At 59.8% G+C, this 15,490-nt stretch carries 13 protein-coding genes; 1 reads left to right on the top strand and 12 read right to left on the bottom strand.

The features are described 5' to 3' along the window. Positions 1 to 21: 21 nt before the first annotated feature. Genes ACZ5K9_RS04615 through ACZ5K9_RS04575 form a run of 9 tightly spaced genes read right to left on the bottom strand, consistent with a single transcriptional unit; the run spans position 22 to position 10,937 of the window. Positions 22 to 1,092 carry a glycosyltransferase gene (locus ACZ5K9_RS04615; RefSeq protein ID WP_464273247.1) on the bottom strand — a complete coding sequence of 357 codons (1,071 nt, stop codon included), beginning with the start codon at positions 1,090 to 1,092 and terminating at the stop codon, positions 22 to 24. Further along, the gene (locus ACZ5K9_RS04610; protein WP_464273246.1) at positions 1,089 to 2,270 is read right to left on the bottom strand and encodes an ABC transporter substrate-binding protein; all 1,182 of its coding nucleotides are present in this window, start codon (positions 2,268 to 2,270) and stop codon (positions 1,089 to 1,091) included. The genes ACZ5K9_RS04615 and ACZ5K9_RS04610 overlap by 4 nt, the downstream gene beginning before the upstream one ends. A gap of 34 nt (positions 2,271 to 2,304) precedes the next feature. Beyond that, on the bottom strand, positions 2,305 to 3,603 hold the full coding sequence (locus tag ACZ5K9_RS04605; protein WP_464273245.1) for a phenylacetate--CoA ligase family protein: 1,299 nt from the start codon (positions 3,601 to 3,603) through the stop codon (positions 2,305 to 2,307). 14 nt (positions 3,604 to 3,617) lie between these two features. Beyond that, positions 3,618 to 4,952 (bottom strand): phenylacetate--CoA ligase family protein, encoded by a 1,335-nt coding sequence (locus ACZ5K9_RS04600; RefSeq protein WP_464273244.1) that lies wholly within the window; start codon positions 4,950 to 4,952, stop codon positions 3,618 to 3,620. Beyond that, the gene (locus tag ACZ5K9_RS04595; protein WP_464273243.1) at positions 4,940 to 5,665 is read right to left on the bottom strand and encodes an ABC transporter ATP-binding protein; all 726 of its coding nucleotides are present in this window, start codon (positions 5,663 to 5,665) and stop codon (positions 4,940 to 4,942) included. Before ACZ5K9_RS04595 ends, ACZ5K9_RS04600 begins: the two co-directional genes overlap by 13 nt. A 14-nt stretch (positions 5,666 to 5,679) precedes the next feature. Further along, positions 5,680 to 7,557: a branched-chain amino acid ABC transporter ATP-binding protein/permease gene (locus tag ACZ5K9_RS04590; protein WP_464273242.1), complete on the bottom strand. Its 1,878-nt coding sequence runs from the start codon at positions 7,555 to 7,557 to the stop codon at positions 5,680 to 5,682. Between the two features lie 6 nt (positions 7,558 to 7,563). Then, a complete protein-coding gene (locus ACZ5K9_RS04585) occupies positions 7,564 to 8,454 on the bottom strand; it encodes a branched-chain amino acid ABC transporter permease (RefSeq protein WP_464273241.1) in 891 nt (296 codons plus the stop codon). Between the two features lie 23 nt (positions 8,455 to 8,477). After that, positions 8,478 to 9,044: a 2-oxoacid:acceptor oxidoreductase family protein gene (locus tag ACZ5K9_RS04580; RefSeq protein WP_464273240.1), complete on the bottom strand. Its 567-nt coding sequence runs from the start codon at positions 9,042 to 9,044 to the stop codon at positions 8,478 to 8,480. A 21-nt stretch (positions 9,045 to 9,065) separates the two neighbouring features. Further along, positions 9,066 to 10,937: a thiamine pyrophosphate-dependent enzyme gene (locus ACZ5K9_RS04575; protein ID WP_464273239.1), complete on the bottom strand. Its 1,872-nt coding sequence runs from the start codon at positions 10,935 to 10,937 to the stop codon at positions 9,066 to 9,068. 517 nt (positions 10,938 to 11,454) lie between these two features. Here ACZ5K9_RS04575 and ACZ5K9_RS04570 point away from each other — a divergent pair. Continuing rightward, positions 11,455 to 11,931 (top strand): PaaI family thioesterase, encoded by a 477-nt coding sequence (locus ACZ5K9_RS04570; protein WP_464273238.1) that lies wholly within the window; start codon positions 11,455 to 11,457, stop codon positions 11,929 to 11,931. On the opposite strand, the gene lhgO is transcribed toward ACZ5K9_RS04570, so the two are convergent. The 3 genes from lhgO to ACZ5K9_RS04555 are packed head-to-tail and all read right to left on the bottom strand — an operon-like array spanning position 11,841 to position 15,138. Next, a complete protein-coding gene (lhgO, locus tag ACZ5K9_RS04565; RefSeq protein ID WP_464273237.1) occupies positions 11,841 to 13,052 on the bottom strand; it encodes an L-2-hydroxyglutarate oxidase in 1,212 nt (403 codons plus the stop codon). The two genes, ACZ5K9_RS04570 and lhgO, sit on opposite strands and share 91 nt — an antisense overlap. 53 nt (positions 13,053 to 13,105) lie before the next feature. Then, positions 13,106 to 14,392 (bottom strand): radical SAM family protein, encoded by a 1,287-nt coding sequence (locus ACZ5K9_RS04560; protein ID WP_464273236.1) that lies wholly within the window; start codon positions 14,390 to 14,392, stop codon positions 13,106 to 13,108. Positions 14,393 to 14,412: 20 nt separating this feature from the next. After that, positions 14,413 to 15,138, bottom strand: a complete 726-nt coding sequence (locus tag ACZ5K9_RS04555; RefSeq protein ID WP_464273235.1) for a polysaccharide deacetylase family protein — start codon at positions 15,136 to 15,138, stop codon at positions 14,413 to 14,415. Positions 15,139 to 15,490 lie beyond the last annotated feature (352 nt).

The raw sequence follows: 15,490 nt of genomic DNA, 5'->3' as shown, positions 1-15,490 counted from the left end.
GAAAAGCTCCTGTCCGGCCCATCACCCCACAAGCCTTTCGTAGAGCTCGACGTATTGGGCGATGATGCGTTCCTTGGAGAGGAACTCGGTGACCATGGTCCGACCGTTCTTTTTGAGCTCGTGACGAAGCTTTTCGTCTTCCAAAACACGACGGATAGACTGCGCCAAAGCCACCGGGTCTGACACAGGCGTCAGCAGCCCGGTCGTGTCGGCTTCAATAAGCTCCACGGCGCCCATCGTCTGCGTGGATACCACCGGCACGGCATGGCTCCACGCCTCCAGAATCACGTTGCCGAGAGGTTCATGGCGGGATGGGCAGACAAAGACGTGACTCAAGGCGAAAAACGGTGCTGGATCGTCCTGCCAGCCGACCCAGCGGACGTGGGGGCTCAGGCCCAGGGCACGGCACTGGTTATGGAGCTCATGTCTGTCCGGGCCGTCCCCGGCCACCACCAACACCACGGGGCTCTTCGAAAAGGATTCAAGGAGGAGAGAAAATGCAGACAGCAGATCGTCGAAACCTTTCTTGGCTACAAAGCGCCCCAGGGAAAAGACAACACGGGCGTCATCGGGAATCTGCCACTGGACCCGGAGGCGTACGAGGGTTTCTTGCGGAACCGGACTCGGCGGAGGGACGAAATTGGGGATGTGGAACACGCGTTGGGCGGGCAGCCCGCTCCGGATGAGGTAGTCGCAGATGCCCTTGGTGTTCCCGATCCAGGCATGGGCGTGCGTGTAATAACCTCGGATTTTGTAATAGCCGCCCAGCCTGGCGACATGAACGGCCCCTGAATCGCGTGGAACTCGGGTGAGGCGCGTGGCTCGGCCCATATAGGTCTGCACCACGGGGTAGCGAACCTTGCGGATGAGCGCCCGAAGCCGGAAAGCAGAAATCACGTCCCAGCCGTTCCTCATGGGCACGTAATGGACCGGAACGTGAGGGTCAAGAAAACGAGGCACGGGGCTCTTCGGCCGGACAACCACCCCGATGCCTTCTTGTCTTTCCGCCAAGCCGTTCACCAGTCGGATGAAAAAGCGCTCTGCCCCGCCAAGTCCAGGGCTGCCCAGGATGTGCAGCGAGGGATAGCTCATGGGGTGACGAGTTTCCAGCCGCCCTGTTGGACCTGAACGATGACCAAGGAATCCACCCCGAGGCCGTTGTGATCTTCCGCCGTGAGGTTGAAGATGCCGCTGATGCCCACGTAGCCTCGAGTCTGTTCAATGGCCGCGCGGAGGGCGCCGCGGTCCGTCCCTGCCTCGCGCATGGCATTGGCCAAGATCATTATGGCATCCCAAGCATAACCGCTATGGGTGTTGATGGGATATTGCCGGTCGAACTGATACACGTCCCTGTAAAGATGGATGAATTCCTGAATGACGGCTTTCTGAGGATCGGAATCGGGGAGCTGGTCGGCCACCATGAGTTTCGTGGACGGCATGAAAGTGCCTTCCGCTGCCGATCCGGCCAATTCCACATACTTGGGATCGGGTTGTCCGTGGCATTGGAAGAGGGGGATGGGGATGCCCAGCTGTTTCACGTTTTTGGCCACCCGCGCTCCCGCCGGCCCGATGGTCCAGCAAATGATCACCTGGGCGGGCGTCGCCTTGATCTTCACCAGTTGGGCGGTCATGTCCGCGTCGTTCACATCGAAGGCTTCGTCGGCCACGATCTGGATGCCGTGCTCGGGAGCGAGCTGCTTGAGCCATTCCAAGCCGTCCTTACCGAAACCGTCCGTGGCCGTCAGGACCGCGACTTTGGTCCACCCCTTGGCCTTGAGAAATTCATAGATTTTCGTCACGGCTGTGGAGGTCCGCTGGGGTGTCTTGAAAGTCCATGTGTAAGGACCGTACTTACCCCCTGCGATCACCGGATCTCCGCCCACGGTCATGATCACGGGGATCTGTTCTTTTTCCGTATAAGCCTTGACGGCCATGCCGGTGCCTGTTCGTGTCGGGCCGATGAGGGCCGCCACCTGGTCCTTTTCCACCAGCCGCTTGGCCACTAAGAGGGCCTTCGTGGGATCGCCTTCCGTGTCGCCGATGACAAGTTCCAGTGGCCGCCCATTGATACCCCCTTCGCTGTTGATCTTTTTGACCACCATCTCGGCCACGAGTTTCGTGGGTGTGCCGATGGTCGCCGCAGGGCCCGAAAGGTCAAAGAACGCGCCGACCTTGATGGGGTCCGCCCCCCAGGCTGGAGTGAAGCCGAAAACGGCGAGGGTCATGATCACCGTCGCCATCGCCTGGAATGCCTTGCGATGCGTGTTCATGGGCTGCCTCCTTGTGATGTCACGTGGGGTTCATTCAGTCCTCGCGAACGCGGTGGTCGAAGACGCGTCGGCTTTTCCTGTCGGTCCGGGGCAGAGAACCGTAGTCCACCACCTCCACGGTGCACCGCACCAGGATCTGCCGGCGGATTTCCGAACCGATCGCTTCCTTTAAGGCGTCGTCTTCTGCCGGGTGTCGGCCGATGCCTCGTTCCACCTTGAGGATCATCACGTCGCGCCCGTCTTCCCGGTGGTACAGATGGACTTGGTATTCGCTACCGACACCAGGGATTTGGGAAAGGACGTGATCGATCTGGCCGGGGTAGATGTTCACGGCCCGGAAGATGAACATGTCATCGGAGCGCCCGAGGAGGTGATCGTGTCGGGGGAGAGGGTTGCCGCACGGGCATGGTTCAGGGATGAGCCGCGTGAGGTCTCGTGTGCGGTACCGGATCAGCGGAGAGGCTTCCTTTCGCAAGGTGGTGACCACCATTTCGCCCAATTCTCCAGGGGGAACGGGCTCGAGGGTCTCCGGGTTGAGAATTTCCAAAATGTAATAGTCCGCCCAATAGTGGATGCCTTGGTGGGCCGTGCATTCCAGGCCGGTGCCCGGCCCGTAGAGCTCGGTGAGGCCGGGGATGTCGAACATGTGTTCCACCCCGGTGATCGCTTGAATGCGGCGACGCATGCTTCGGCTGTGCCGTTCCGCGCCGAAAATGATCTTCTGAAGTGCGATGTGGTTTCGAAGGCCGCGGCGTTCGATTTCTTCGGCCATGAGGAGTGCCATGGAGGCCGTGGCACAGAAAACCGTGGATTGGAGATCCACGAGCATTTGGCAATGGATTTCGGTATTTGCGGGGCCGACCGGGATCGCCATGGCCCCGAAGCGTTCACAGCCCAATTGGAAACCGACGCCGGCCGTCCACAAGCCATAGCCGACGGCGATCTGCACCCGGTCTTGGCGTGTGAGGCCGGCCATTTCAAAGCAGCGGGCGAACATGGTGGCCCAATCGTCGATATCCTTTTGGGTATAGCTCAGGATTTTGCGTTTGCCGGTGGTGCCCGACGAAGCGTGGATGCGCACGATTTTTTCGAAAGGAACGGCTCGGAGAGGAAAGGGATAGTCCGCTTGTAAGTCTTCCGCCGTGGTCACGGGAAGGCGCCGCAGGTCGTCCAAGGTTCGAATGTCATCGGGTTTGACCCCTGCCGCCTCCAGCCGCCGGCGATAAAACGGCGAGTTCTCGTACGCGTGCTGGACCGTCCAGCGCAGCCCTTGCAACTGCAGACTTTCCAAGTTGTCCAGGCTGGAACGTATCGGCATGAAACTCACGGTCATCGGATGAGCTCCTTTCACGGCTCCATTTTTTCTCTAAAAACCGTTTTGTATGTCAATCCCTCATGAGGCAGCCGCTCGGAGGCGACGTCCACGACGCGAACCCCAAGGCCCAGTTCACGGCGGAGCCGGCTTCGGATCCTTTCCAGGCGTCCGGACTTTCCCCCGTCGGCAAGCGGTCCCAGAGTGACCCACAGGTCAAGGCTGTCCCCGAGCCCATAGCGTGTCCACACCAACAGTCGGAAATCTTGGACGCCGGGGTCCATTTCCCGAAGGAGGCGCTCCACCCTTTGAGGACTGATGGGGATGCCCCGGACACTGACGCGATGGTCCGTCCGCCGCAAAACGCCGGACAGACGCGCGGTGGTCAGACCGCACGGACACGGCGTCGACTCCACTCTCATGACATCCCCCGTGCGGTACCGGATGAGCGGATAGGCCTCCGCGGAAAGGGTCGTGATGACCAATTCTCCCTCCGATCCCGATCCCACGGGATCTCCGGTTACGGGATGGACCAACTCCACGAGAAAATGGTCTTCGGCCACGTGCAAACCGCGCTGCTGCGGGCATTCCCCCGCCAAACCGGGTTCGACCATTTCGGCAACACCATACAGGCCGTACACCGGAATGCCGAGCTGGGAACGGATGCGTTCCCGAAGGGCTTCAGGGATGGGATCCGGGCCGAGAAGCATGAGTTTGAGCGGGAGATCGTGGGATTCCCGCCCATGGGCCTGTTCTTCAGCCAAGGTGTCCAACAGATGGACGGCAAAGGACGGTGTGGTCGCCAACACCGTGGAACGAAAATCCCGCATGATTTGTAATTGAAGCCTCGCCGACACCGTGGCCGACGGGGCCAGAGTCGCCCCGAGGGCTTCCGCGGCGTGGTTGAACGTCATGGCCCCGGGGAACAAGCTGTAGTTGAAGGCTACTTGGACAATGTCTCGCTCGTGGATCCCCAACCCTGCGAGCAGCCGAACCATAAGTGACTCCCAGAGGGCCACGTCCCGTCGGGTAAAACCGACCACGATCGGGCGTCCGTCTCGGCTGGCCGCGATTTTCAATCGCACGACGTCTCTTAAGGGGACTGCGAACAGTCCGTATGGGTAGTGATCCGCCAGGTCTTCACTCGTGGTGAAAGGAAGACTTCGGAAATCCTCGTCGGTTTTGACATCTTCCGGAACGATCCCGAGAGCGTCCAGCCGGGTGCGGTAAAAATCCACCTGAAGATAAGCGCGATTCAAGGTCACCTGCAGTCGTTCCAGTTGCATCTGGCGGAGTTTTTCTCGATCCATGGCCTCGTTCGGACCCTGCTGGTGCATGCTTTCCTGCGCTGCGGGGTTCACTTCTCCCATTTGTATCGGTAGTCCCGCCCGAGGTACGCCCTTTGGACTTCTTCATGATGGGCCAGTTCATCAGCCGAACCTGCCAGGACGATCCGACCGGTTTCCATCACATAGCCCCGCTGACAAATGTCCAATGCGCCCATGGCATTTTGTTCCACCAAGAAAACGGTGGTGCCGGCGGCGTGCAGTTTCTGCAGTGTGGCATAAATTTCTTCAACGATCAAAGGGGCAAGTCCCAAAGATGGCTCATCCAGCATGAGGAGCCTCGGTCGAGTCATGAGGGCTCGAGCGACCGCGAGCATTTGCTGCTCGCCGCCGCTCAAGGTACCTGCCTTTTGGAAACGCCGCTCCGCCAGGATGGGAAAGAGCTCGAACACCTCTGTGAGTCCCTGGGACAAGCCTTTCTTTCCATGGAGGTAACCGCCCAGCTCCAGGTTTTCGAGGACGGTCAGATTTGGGAAAAGCTGGCGGCCTTCGGGCACCTGCACCAGGCCCCGACGGACGATCCGTTCTGGAGCTTCCCCGTGAATCGCAGCTCCGTCGAAAAAAATTTCCCCTTCGCTGGGTTTGAGCGTTCCACTGAGGAGCTTAAGCAGGGTGCTCTTCCCGGCCCCATTCGCTCCGAGCAGACAAACCATCTCTCCAGCGTCCACATGCAGGGTCACCCGTCGCAGCACCTGCAAAGGACCGTAGGAGGCGGAAAGATTGACTGCCTTCAGCATCGGACCGGCCTCCATCATCTCGGGTGGGTGCCCGAGCGCCGGGTTCGGCCTGCCGTTCCCAGGTAGGCTTCAATCACCCGGGGGTCTTTCTGAACGGCCGTTGGCGTGCCTTCAGCGATGACACGGCCGTGGTGGAGCACCACCACGCGGTGGGCGTAGGCCATGACCACGTTCATGTCGTGTTCGACAAGCACCATGCCCATGCCCGCGCGCCGGTGCGCGACGATCCAGTCCATGAGCCAGCGGCTTTCGTTGGGCGTGCATCCGCCGACGGGTTCATCCAGCAAAAGCACAGCCGGCTCCAACGCCAAAGCTCTGAGGATTTCCAGGACCTTTTGCTCATAAAGAGAAAGGCGCATTGCCGGTTCGTGGGCTTTGTGGAAAAGGGAGGTTCTCCTCAAAAGGGCGAGAGCGTCCTGCTGCAGCCGCCTTTCCTCCGATCGTTCGCGGGCCGTATGCCCCATGGCTCTCACGAACCCAGCCCGTCCGAAAAGATGTCTGCCGACGGCGATGTTTTCCCATACGCTCAAGTGCCCAAAAACTTGCACAGCTTGAAAGGTGCGAGCTACCCCTGCCGCCGCCACCTTATGGGCGGGACGCTTGCCCACGTCCACACCGCGCACCTTCACCCTCCCTTCCGTCGGCCGAATTAAGCCGCAGACGGCATTCAAGACCGTGGTTTTTCCGGCGCCGTTGGGCCCGATGACGGCGACGATTTCGCCCGGAAAAACAGAAAAAGAAACCCGATCTAGAGCCTGGAGTCCGCCGAATCGGACGGAAAGGTTGTCGATCTGAAGAACGGCGGTGGTGTCTGAGGCGACACCTCCCGGACCGTGGTCGTCATGCCCTAGGCGGATCCTCGGGTCCGAGGAGTCCGTGCGGGCGGGCGACGTGCCTGCTCTTTGCCCAGAGCTTTGGAGTTCAGCAGCCCGACGGCGGTGCGCCTGTCTGCGCTGGAGTCCTTCAACGGCGGCGGGCAGCAACCCCTGGGGGAAAAAGACCAGAGAAAGCGTCAAGAGCAGGCCGTAGGCGAGGACCTGAAAGTCTTCCATGGCGTGAAGGATTTCCCTCAGGCTCGTAAGGAGAGCCGTCCCGGCCAAGCCACCCCAAAGACTTCCCGGGCCGCCCACCACAACCATGGTGATCACCTGAACCGAATAAAAGATGTCGAAGGTGCTCGGGCTGATGAACGTCATGTAATGAGCATAGCCAAATCCTGCCAAGCCCGCCAAAATCGCACTGAGGGTGAATACCTGAACCTTGTATTGGTGAGTGGGCACCCCGAGGGTTCGGGCCGTGAGTTCCTTGTCGTGAATCGTCTTGAGCGCTCGGCCGATGCGGGAGTTTTCCAGATTGAGAATCAAGGCGAACACGACAAGAAAAGCCGCCCATGCCAAAAAGAAAAACCGTCGGTCACTATCCACTGCCAAGGGGCCGAGATGAAGGGCCGGGATGGCCGCAAGACCGGATGGTCCCCCCGTGAGAGGCTCCATTTGATTCAGGCAGATGCTCACAATAATGTTGAAGCCCAAAGTCGCCATGACCAAGTAGTGGCCTTCCAACCGAAGGGTGGGAACGGCCAGACACAATCCGAAGAAAGCTGTGACGGCCACGGCCAGGAGTAAACCAGCCCACAGAGGCCAGCCCAATTGCGTCGTGACAATGGCGCTGGTGTAAGCTCCCAGACCGAAAAAACCCGCATGACCAAGGGAAATTTGACCGGCAGTGCCGATGAGCAGGTTGAGCCCAAGGACCACCATGGCGTTCAGGGCCATGATGTTGAAAAGGACGAAGAAATAGTCGTTTTCCACCAGAACGGGGATGAGACCCAAGCCGGCGGCGAGAACGCCGAGCGCCTTCCAGGCCTTGGGGAGAAAGGGCGCTGGATACATACGGGCCTAGAGCCTCCGAACCCGCACACTGCCGAAAAGTCCGGCCGGCCGGACAAAGAGAACGGCAAGAAGGACGAGAAAGGCGATGCCATCCTTATAAGCTGAGGACAAGAAACCGGCGGCAAAGGATTCCATGAGCCCCAGCATATATCCTCCGACCACGGCCCCGAGCGCACTCCCGTACCCCCCGAGGATCCCCGCAGCGAAACCTTTGAGGCCCAACATCAAGCCGCCGCTGTAACTCATGCTGGTGAGGGGGCTGACGAGAATCCCCGCCAAAGCTCCAAGGGATCCGGCCATGGCAAAAGCCAAGGCTGTCAATTTCTGCACGGAAATCCCGATCAAGACGGCCCCGTAAGGATTGTCCGCCGCCGCCCGCATGGCTTTCCCAAGCAAGGTGTGTCGATAAAAAAAGTAGAGAAGCACTAGGATAAGAAGGGAAATTCCAATGATCCACAACACCTGGGGCACAATGGCTGCCGATCCGAGAATCAGCGGGGCTTCGCTGCCGAGGGGGGGAAGAGCATGGACATTTTTTCCCCACAGGAGCATCCCGGCGCCTCGGACGGCAATGGAAACCCCCACGGTGATCATGACAAGGACGAGCACATCCCGGTTACGGGCATGACGAAGGGGGCCGCGTTCCAGAGCCAGTCCACACAGCGCTCCGAACATCACGGCGCCCAGAAACGCGGGAACCGTGGGGAGAGAGAGCTTCTTGAGGAGCGTCACGGCCATGAGTGCGCCGAGCATGACAAAGTCGCCTTGGGCAAAATTGACGATCCCCGTGGCGTTCTGGACCATGCAAAAGCCGAGAGCAATCAAGGCGTAGATGCTCCCGTGGGTCACCCCGGACACCGTAAACTGGGGGATTTGGAGGACAATTGATGCGTCCATGACCGCCGCGACTTTTCGGTTGTCTAAGACCGCAGGGGGCCTGCGGCTTGCGCCCCCGCTTCCAAGGCTCTGACGCTCACAGCCGCCCGTGCGCCTCCCGATTCGGCCAACACCCTTTGGAGATCTTCAACGGTGCAGAAAAGAGCTCCTGTGGCTGCGGCATAACCGAGGAGAATGAGATTGGCGGCGACTGGGTCCCCGAGTTCCCTGGCCAGCTTGACGGCGTTTATTTCACCGGGACCTTGGGGTTCAAGGCGATGACAGAAGAGCTTCCCGCCCGCTTTGAGAAGATAGCCGTGGGCCGTGATCCCTTCTTCATGGAGCGCCAACAGGACATCGGCGCGTCCCGGCCGGATAAGCGGGCTGGTCAAAGGCGAAGAAGCCAAGGCATCCAGCGTCGGCTCCTCAGGTCCGTCCTCTCTGAGGTACACTTTCAGGTGGCTGATGACGTTTCCGCCCCTTTGGGCCATACCGTGGGTTTCGGAGACCAGTACCGAGAGTCCTTTGCCCAGTGCGGCTTCCGCCAACACCTTGGTGACAAAAAGTACCCCCTGTCCTCCCAAACCGCTCACCGCGATCTGTTGCTGCATAGTGTTCCACTCCCCGCTCGGTTACACGCCGCCGACCGAAGGCCATTGGATGGCTTTGTGCGGGCAGACGTGGATACAGACTCCACATCCGGCACAGAGATTTTCGTCAATGGAGACGGCTTCCTTTTCCCCGTGGAAGATCAAAGCCGGGCATTCAAAATGTTTGATGCAAAACGCGCAGCCTTCGCATTTGTCCGTCACGATTGGGCGCTGTTCCGGGGATTTTCGGCCTTCCTGCCGGGCCCGTTCCATGACACAGGGCCGGCGTGCAATCACCACGGCCATGCCGCCGTTGTGCGCGTCTCCACAGTGGGCTTTAGCGGCTTTGAGCAACCTGGTAAACCCCGGAACATCGTAAGGGTCGCCCACGCTCACATGATTCACCCCGCAGGCCGCCGCCAACGCTTCCAAGGTCACCGGCGGAACTTTCACACCATCAGCCGTCATGCCGGCGGCCGGTGTGGGTTGATGACCCGTCATGGCCGTGGTGCCGTTGTCGAGGATCACCACCGGGAAGCGACAGCCTTGGGCCACGGCGTTGATCAAGGCAGGAACACCCGCATGGTAAAAGGTGGAATCGCCGATGGTGGCCACGACGTGGCGCGACTGTTGCCCCGCATCGCGGTATGCATGATAAAATCCGGCCGCTTGGCTGATGGAGGCTCCCATGCACAGCACGGTGTCCACGGCTCCAAGGTTCAGCCCGAGGGTGTAGCAGCCGATGTCGCTGGCATAAATCCCTTTGGGAAAAACTTTGCGAATGGCAAAAAAGGCCGCGCGGTGGCCGCAGCCGGCGCAGAGGGTCGGCCGGCGCCCCGCCGACGGCTGGGGACTCTCCCCGGACGGAGCCAATCCCGCAAAACGGCGGATGATCTGTTCCACGATCTCCGGCAACAATTCCCCCTCTTGAGGCACATGGCCGGTGAGGCGCCCTTTGACTTGGACTCGATTTCTCAGTTGCCCTTCAATGACCGGCTGCGTTTCTTCCAAAACAAGGATGTCCTTGGCGGTTCTCAAAAGATCTGCGCAAAAGTGTTCTGAAAGAGGATAAGGCATAGGCACTTGGTAAATGGGGATGCGCTTCCACAGGTCCAGGTCCCGAAGGATTTCGACGGCGTGGGCGCATGCGACTCCCGAGGCGAGAATCACTTTGTCAAGGACCACTTCCGGTGGGGGGCCGATGAGCCCATCAAGGGCTGAGCGGTTGAGAAGCCGAGGCTGCCAGCGGGGGTCGAGGGCGATTTGGGCCAGCTTTTCGTTCAATTTCTTATGGAGCAGATAACGGAATTTCGGGGTTGCCGCCCATCGGGCCGGATCCTTTTCAAAAACGGGCTGCGTCGAGCTTTTAGGAAACTCCCGAACCGCCATGTCCTGCCGCGCGTGGCACACCCGCGTTGTGGGACGAAGGATCACGGGAATCTCGTACTGTTCGGAAAAAGCATAAGCTTCGGCAATCCAAGCCCGGGCCTGACCGGGATGCGCCGGGTCCAGCACAGGCAGTTTGGCAAATACGGCAAACTGGCGTGTGTCCTGTTCTGTTTGGGAACTGTGAGGGCCGGGGTCGTCCGCCACGATCAACAGAAAGCCCCCTTTGACCCCCGTGTAGGCGGCGCTCAGCACAGGGTCGGCCGCCACATTGAGTCCGACCTGTTTCATGGCGGCGGCGGAGCGTCGTCCGGTGTAGCTGTTGGCGAGCGCCGTTTCCACGGCGACTTTCTCGTTAATGGACCATTCCAAGTGGCATGACAATCCATGGCGTCTCTTGAGCTTCATGAGGGCAGCCATGATTTCGGAGGCAGGCGTTCCGGGATAAGACGCCGCCATGGTGCAGCCGGCTTCCAAAAGCCCATGGGCGATAGCTTCGTTACCCAGCAGGATTTTCCTTTCTGCCACGTGAGACTCCTGTGAGATGTGCACGTCTTCAAAAAAACCGAAGGCCGTGGACGGGTGTGCCGCCCACGGCCTTGAAAAGCTCTATCTCGGGACCAAGGGTGGACGGGCAAGATTTCTCGTCCTGCGCCACCACCTTGTGCCTTCATGATGCCCAGACGAACGCCGTGCGGTCATGATCCCGATCTCCCAAGAACATTGCCCTTTTCAAAGCGGTCCGTTTGTAGCAAAAGACACCGTCAAGGGTCAAGACGATCCAGATGTGGGGCACTACGGGAGAACGTCAGGTGGGACGTCCTTGAGCCATACCGGCGTCCCCGCGGACGAACCCGGAGCTTCAGAAAAACGGCGCCACTGATCTCACGGGATTCAAACGCCTCGCACGCTCCCGAGGAGCAGGCGACAGGCAATCTGCCTCCGGCGCAATGCCGGAGCGTTCGACATCTGGAGGAAAAGCACTCTGACAAGAAGCCGCGGATGTCCCACCCACAGGAATGGAAACGCGCGGAGGGCAAGGAGCATGGATGAGAGGGTGAGGGCGTTTTTGACCGAAAGGGTGGCAAACGAACCGTACGCCCGCCATTTAGGCATGCGGCTCATCAAGATGGACTCCGGCTATGCGCTGGTTGAAATGGAATTCGACGAATCGAAGCAAAACATCTTCGGATGGGCCCACGGCGGCGCCGTCTTTTCCCTCATTGACGAAGCTTTCGAAGTGGCCTCCAATTCTCATGGCATTATGGCTGTGGCCCTCAATATGAACGTGACGTATATGGCCGCGCCGCGTCTCGGCACCACGCTGCGCGCCGAGGCTGCGGAAATCCATCGGACCGTGCGGACGGCCAGCTACCAAATCCGCGTGACCGACGCGGAAGGCACACTCATTGCCATGTGCCAGGCTCTCGTCTACCGCAAGAAAGACAAAGCCTTTGCGGCCACTTCGTCTCCGATGGCCAAAGATGATGTGGCGGCTGGAGAAGGGGCGTTGAGCACATGAACCTGGCCGGACTGAGCCAGGATGACGAAATCGTCGAGAAGCCGACCGTCAGGACTCAAAGCCTGGGCCCGGACCCCGGCACCGCCTGGAGCGAGATCGCCCGCGGTGACCTCAGGCACCAGTTTTTGCAAGGCTTTGGCAAAGAGCGTCTTGGAACAGGATCGGATCATTTCCTGCAGCCCTGTTTTCCAGTACCTGTGGGCAAGCCGGACAAAGCCGGGATAGGTCAAGGTCTCCAGGAGATCACCCATGTGAACCGTACGATGGGTATAGCCTTCCCGCGCCCATGCGAGCACGGCGTTGGGGCCGGCTTCCACGGAGCCGTCGATGCGGCGGGTAAAATGCACCCCAAGAAAAGGGAACCTCGGGTCGGGCACAGGGTAAATAAGCGATCGCACAAGATGCCGGCGATGCGGTTGCAGACTATAGTACTCCCCGCGGAAAGGCACGATGCGGCACGGTGGAGTCATGCCGGCGAGGCGAGCGACGCGATCGGCATGCAAGCCGGCACAGTTGATGACCAGTGGGGTGGAGAACTCGCCTTTCGGCGTGGTTACCGTCATTCGAGCTTTTCCCTTCCGGATGGCTGTCACCGGTTGAGAAAACAAGACGCGACCGCCCCGAGAAACGATGAGTTCGGCGAATTTCTTGGCCACGTGACGAAAGTCCACAATGCCCGTTGTGGGCACCCAGAGCGCGCGCACGCACCGGACATGGGGCTCAATGGTGCGCGCTTCCGCAGCAGACAACACAGCCATGCCGGGCACACCGTTGGCGGTTCCGCGCCGCCACAGTTCCTGAAGCCTTTCAGCCTCGATGCCGTTCGTGGCCGCGACGATTTTTCCGCAGATTTCGTAAGCGATGGAATGATTCCGGCAAAAATCCACAAGGGCCTTGGCTCCCTCCACACACAGGGACGCTTTGAACGACCCCGGGCGGTAGTAAATGCCGGAATGGATGACGCCGCTGTTGTGCCCCGTTTGATGCCTTGCGGGTCCGTTTTCTTTTTCCAGGACGATCAGCTCCAGTGACGGCCGGCGTTCCAAGAGCCGGTAAGCCGTTGCCAGCCCCACAATGCCGGCACCGATGATCACCGCATCCACCGCATCACATTTTTTCATCGCCGCCTCCATGACGTCCCGCTTGTCTTCTCGTGCCAGATTTTGCCATGACTTCACGCATCGGGGTCCAAACAAGGGTTGTAATAGCCGAACCGCAGATCGGGAAAACGGTCTCGAATTCTGTCCATGGCTTTGAGGATGCCCAAAGGTTTTTGGCCGCCCGTGAACCCGATGGACCGGAGGATCCATTCCGGATCCGCATTGAAATTGCGCATCTGGATGAGATCCACAGGAGCCTGTTCCAATAAGGCGCAGAGGGCTTCCACTTCTTCCGGCGCATCGGTGAAACCGGGAAGGACAAAGTAGTTGAGCGACACAAACCGCCCTCGCGCTTTCATCGCCTGGATGGAGCGCACAACATCCTCGAAGGCGTAGCCTTTCGGCCGATAATACGCGTGGTAATAGCGGGGTTGCGCCGAATTGAGACTGACCCGCAAGCTGTCAAGGCCGGCATCGGCCAAACGTGCGATGACGTCGGGGAGGCTCGCATTGCTGTTGCAATGGATGGTGCCTCGAGAAGTCTCCCGCCGCATCCATCGAATGGAAGCTGCCATAACCTTTTCTTGAAGGATCGGTTCCCCCTCGCAGCCTTGACCAAAACTGACCACAGCCCGGGACGCTTTGAGAAGATGGGGGACGGCCGTTTCGACAATTTCTTCCGGACTGGGCACAAACCGAATTCTTTCCTGCGTGGCGCACAGGCCGGATTCTTCCTGCAGACTGATGCACCCGAGGCATCGGGCGTTGCATACCGGGGAGGTGGGAAGGGGGGCTTCCCATCGGTTCATGAAAAAATTACGGGCCGCCGGGCAGCCGTAAGTGAGAGCGCATTTGCCCAAATGCTGGATGAGCCGGTTGGATGCAGCCTGCCGCATCCGCTTTCTCGCGTTTCGTCCAATGATTTCGGCGTCGAAATTTCGGAAATCCTGGCGAGGATCGGAGTCGATGCGCACGGCGGTGGTGACGAAGCCTCCCTGGGACCATCCCACGGCGGTGTACGCGAACAGGGGCAGGAGGGGGGCGTCCCGACGGGTCTTATAAGCCGCAGAATAGAGCTGTGTGTGAGCCGGAGCGATGAAAGCGGCCACGGCTTCCACCGTGTGTCGCGGATTGTAGGGATCCCGGGTGACGACGTGGAACCTCTTATGTTCTCGGTCGTAGCCGATGGGATAACGTCCTGGCAATCGAAAAAGCTCGCTCCCCTCCGGCAACGGGATGAGTTCTTTTCGGGAAGGCCGGGTGAGGCGGCCGGCGCTGGATGCGGCCATTTCCAAAAAGGGATGTTCGAGGATGCGGCCGTAGGCGTCGGCGTAAAGCAGCAGAGGGCGGGCGGCAGTCATGGCGAGGTGTGTGGAACTCCTTAAAGAGTCTCCAAAAGATCTCGAAAAGACAAAAATTCGACCTTCTCGGACAATTGCAGCTGCGTGAGAAGTTCCTCGAGAAAGGCGAAGGCAAACGGGGTCATCCTCTGATGGTGAATCATGATACCCCCTGGGCTGTCCTTACTCAAGGCAGCGGCCAAGTCCTGGAGAAGCGCCGCGTAATCGGCTTTGGCATCGGCATGTTTGCGGGTGTGGAGATCCACGGCGATCCGCAGATTTTTCATGCGGTTCACACGGGTTCCGGCTTTGGGCAGTGGGTCGGTGGTGGAGACGGCCTTGAATCCCAGCTGATCGAGCACTTCCAAAGTCATGGCCGTCAGGCGGTTCCACGGCGGTGTGAACACGGGAAGGATCCGGTCCTGAAAGATCTCCGTCAATTTCCTCTGACCTTGCCAAATGTCTCTCCACTGCTTTTCCAAAGGCCGTTGATCTCCAAATTCGGCTTTTTTCCCCTTTTTTTGCCAATTGACATGACGCCACCCGTGCTGGTGCCATCCCCACAAGTCTTCTTCGAGAGGGGCCGTGGCCAGAAGACGGGCCACTCGAGTCTCACTTAACCAGGCCGGAACCACCGCCAAAGCCAGCGGGATGCCATGGGCGCGGAACAGCCTGCACAGCGCATCGAAGTTCTGACCGCCTGCGGCGATGTCGTCGGCGCGGAAGAAGATTTGGGCTTTTTGTTTCCCGGGGAGACGCTGCACCATTTCGACAAGACGTTCGCGCCAACCCGTCGGCGGCGTGTTCCATACGGGGGAAAATGCCCTCGGTTTCCTGCAACTTAACCCGCCTCCTCCGTTCTCCATACTTCCTGCCTTTCTTGACGGCGGTCCCAAAGATCGCCGGAGCGTCTCGAGTGAACCGGTCTGCCCCCCTGTGGGAACCCGACAGCCTCCACAGCCGAAGGACTGCCGACAGATTCAGGCTGAGGCGCACAAATGGGCCTTCCCATCGGAGCGTCTTGACCGGGCGGACATTCTCCGGCAGGCTACCCGACGGGTCGGGGCGTGATCCAAAGCGTCAAAGGAGAACGCACCCCGCCGTTGGTGGAAGACGTCT

It is taken from the genome of Desulfosoma profundi (assembly GCF_055387865.1).
The sequence above is the reverse complement of the archived record's forward strand: the minus strand, read 5'-3'. Positions and strand labels throughout refer to the sequence as shown.

Excerpts from the sequence above, each read along its gene's own strand:
- ACZ5K9_RS04570 (WP_464273238.1), top strand. The coding sequence starts at position 11,455 with ATGGATGAGAGGGTGAGGGCGTTTTTGACCGAAAGGGTGGCAAACGAA.
- ACZ5K9_RS04560 (WP_464273236.1), bottom strand. The coding sequence starts at position 14,392 with ATGACTGCCGCCCGCCCTCTGCTGCTTTACGCCGACGCCTACGGCCGC.
- ACZ5K9_RS04615 (WP_464273247.1), bottom strand. The coding sequence starts at position 1,092 with ATGAGCTATCCCTCGCTGCACATCCTGGGCAGCCCTGGACTTGGCGGG.
- ACZ5K9_RS04580 (WP_464273240.1), bottom strand. The coding sequence starts at position 9,044 with ATGCAGCAACAGATCGCGGTGAGCGGTTTGGGAGGACAGGGGGTACTT.
- ACZ5K9_RS04600 (WP_464273244.1), bottom strand. The coding sequence starts at position 4,952 with ATGGGAGAAGTGAACCCCGCAGCGCAGGAAAGCATGCACCAGCAGGGT.
- ACZ5K9_RS04605 (WP_464273245.1), bottom strand. The coding sequence starts at position 3,603 with ATGACCGTGAGTTTCATGCCGATACGTTCCAGCCTGGACAACTTGGAA.
- ACZ5K9_RS04585 (WP_464273241.1), bottom strand. The coding sequence starts at position 8,454 with ATGGACGCATCAATTGTCCTCCAAATCCCCCAGTTTACGGTGTCCGGG.
- ACZ5K9_RS04590 (WP_464273242.1), bottom strand. The coding sequence starts at position 7,557 with ATGTATCCAGCGCCCTTTCTCCCCAAGGCCTGGAAGGCGCTCGGCGTT.
- ACZ5K9_RS04610 (WP_464273246.1), bottom strand. The coding sequence starts at position 2,270 with ATGAACACGCATCGCAAGGCATTCCAGGCGATGGCGACGGTGATCATG.
- ACZ5K9_RS04595 (WP_464273243.1), bottom strand. The coding sequence starts at position 5,665 with ATGCTGAAGGCAGTCAATCTTTCCGCCTCCTACGGTCCTTTGCAGGTG.
- lhgO (WP_464273237.1), bottom strand. The coding sequence starts at position 13,052 with ATGAAAAAATGTGATGCGGTGGATGCGGTGATCATCGGTGCCGGCATT.
- ACZ5K9_RS04555 (WP_464273235.1), bottom strand. The coding sequence starts at position 15,138 with ATGGTGCAGCGTCTCCCCGGGAAACAAAAAGCCCAAATCTTCTTCCGC.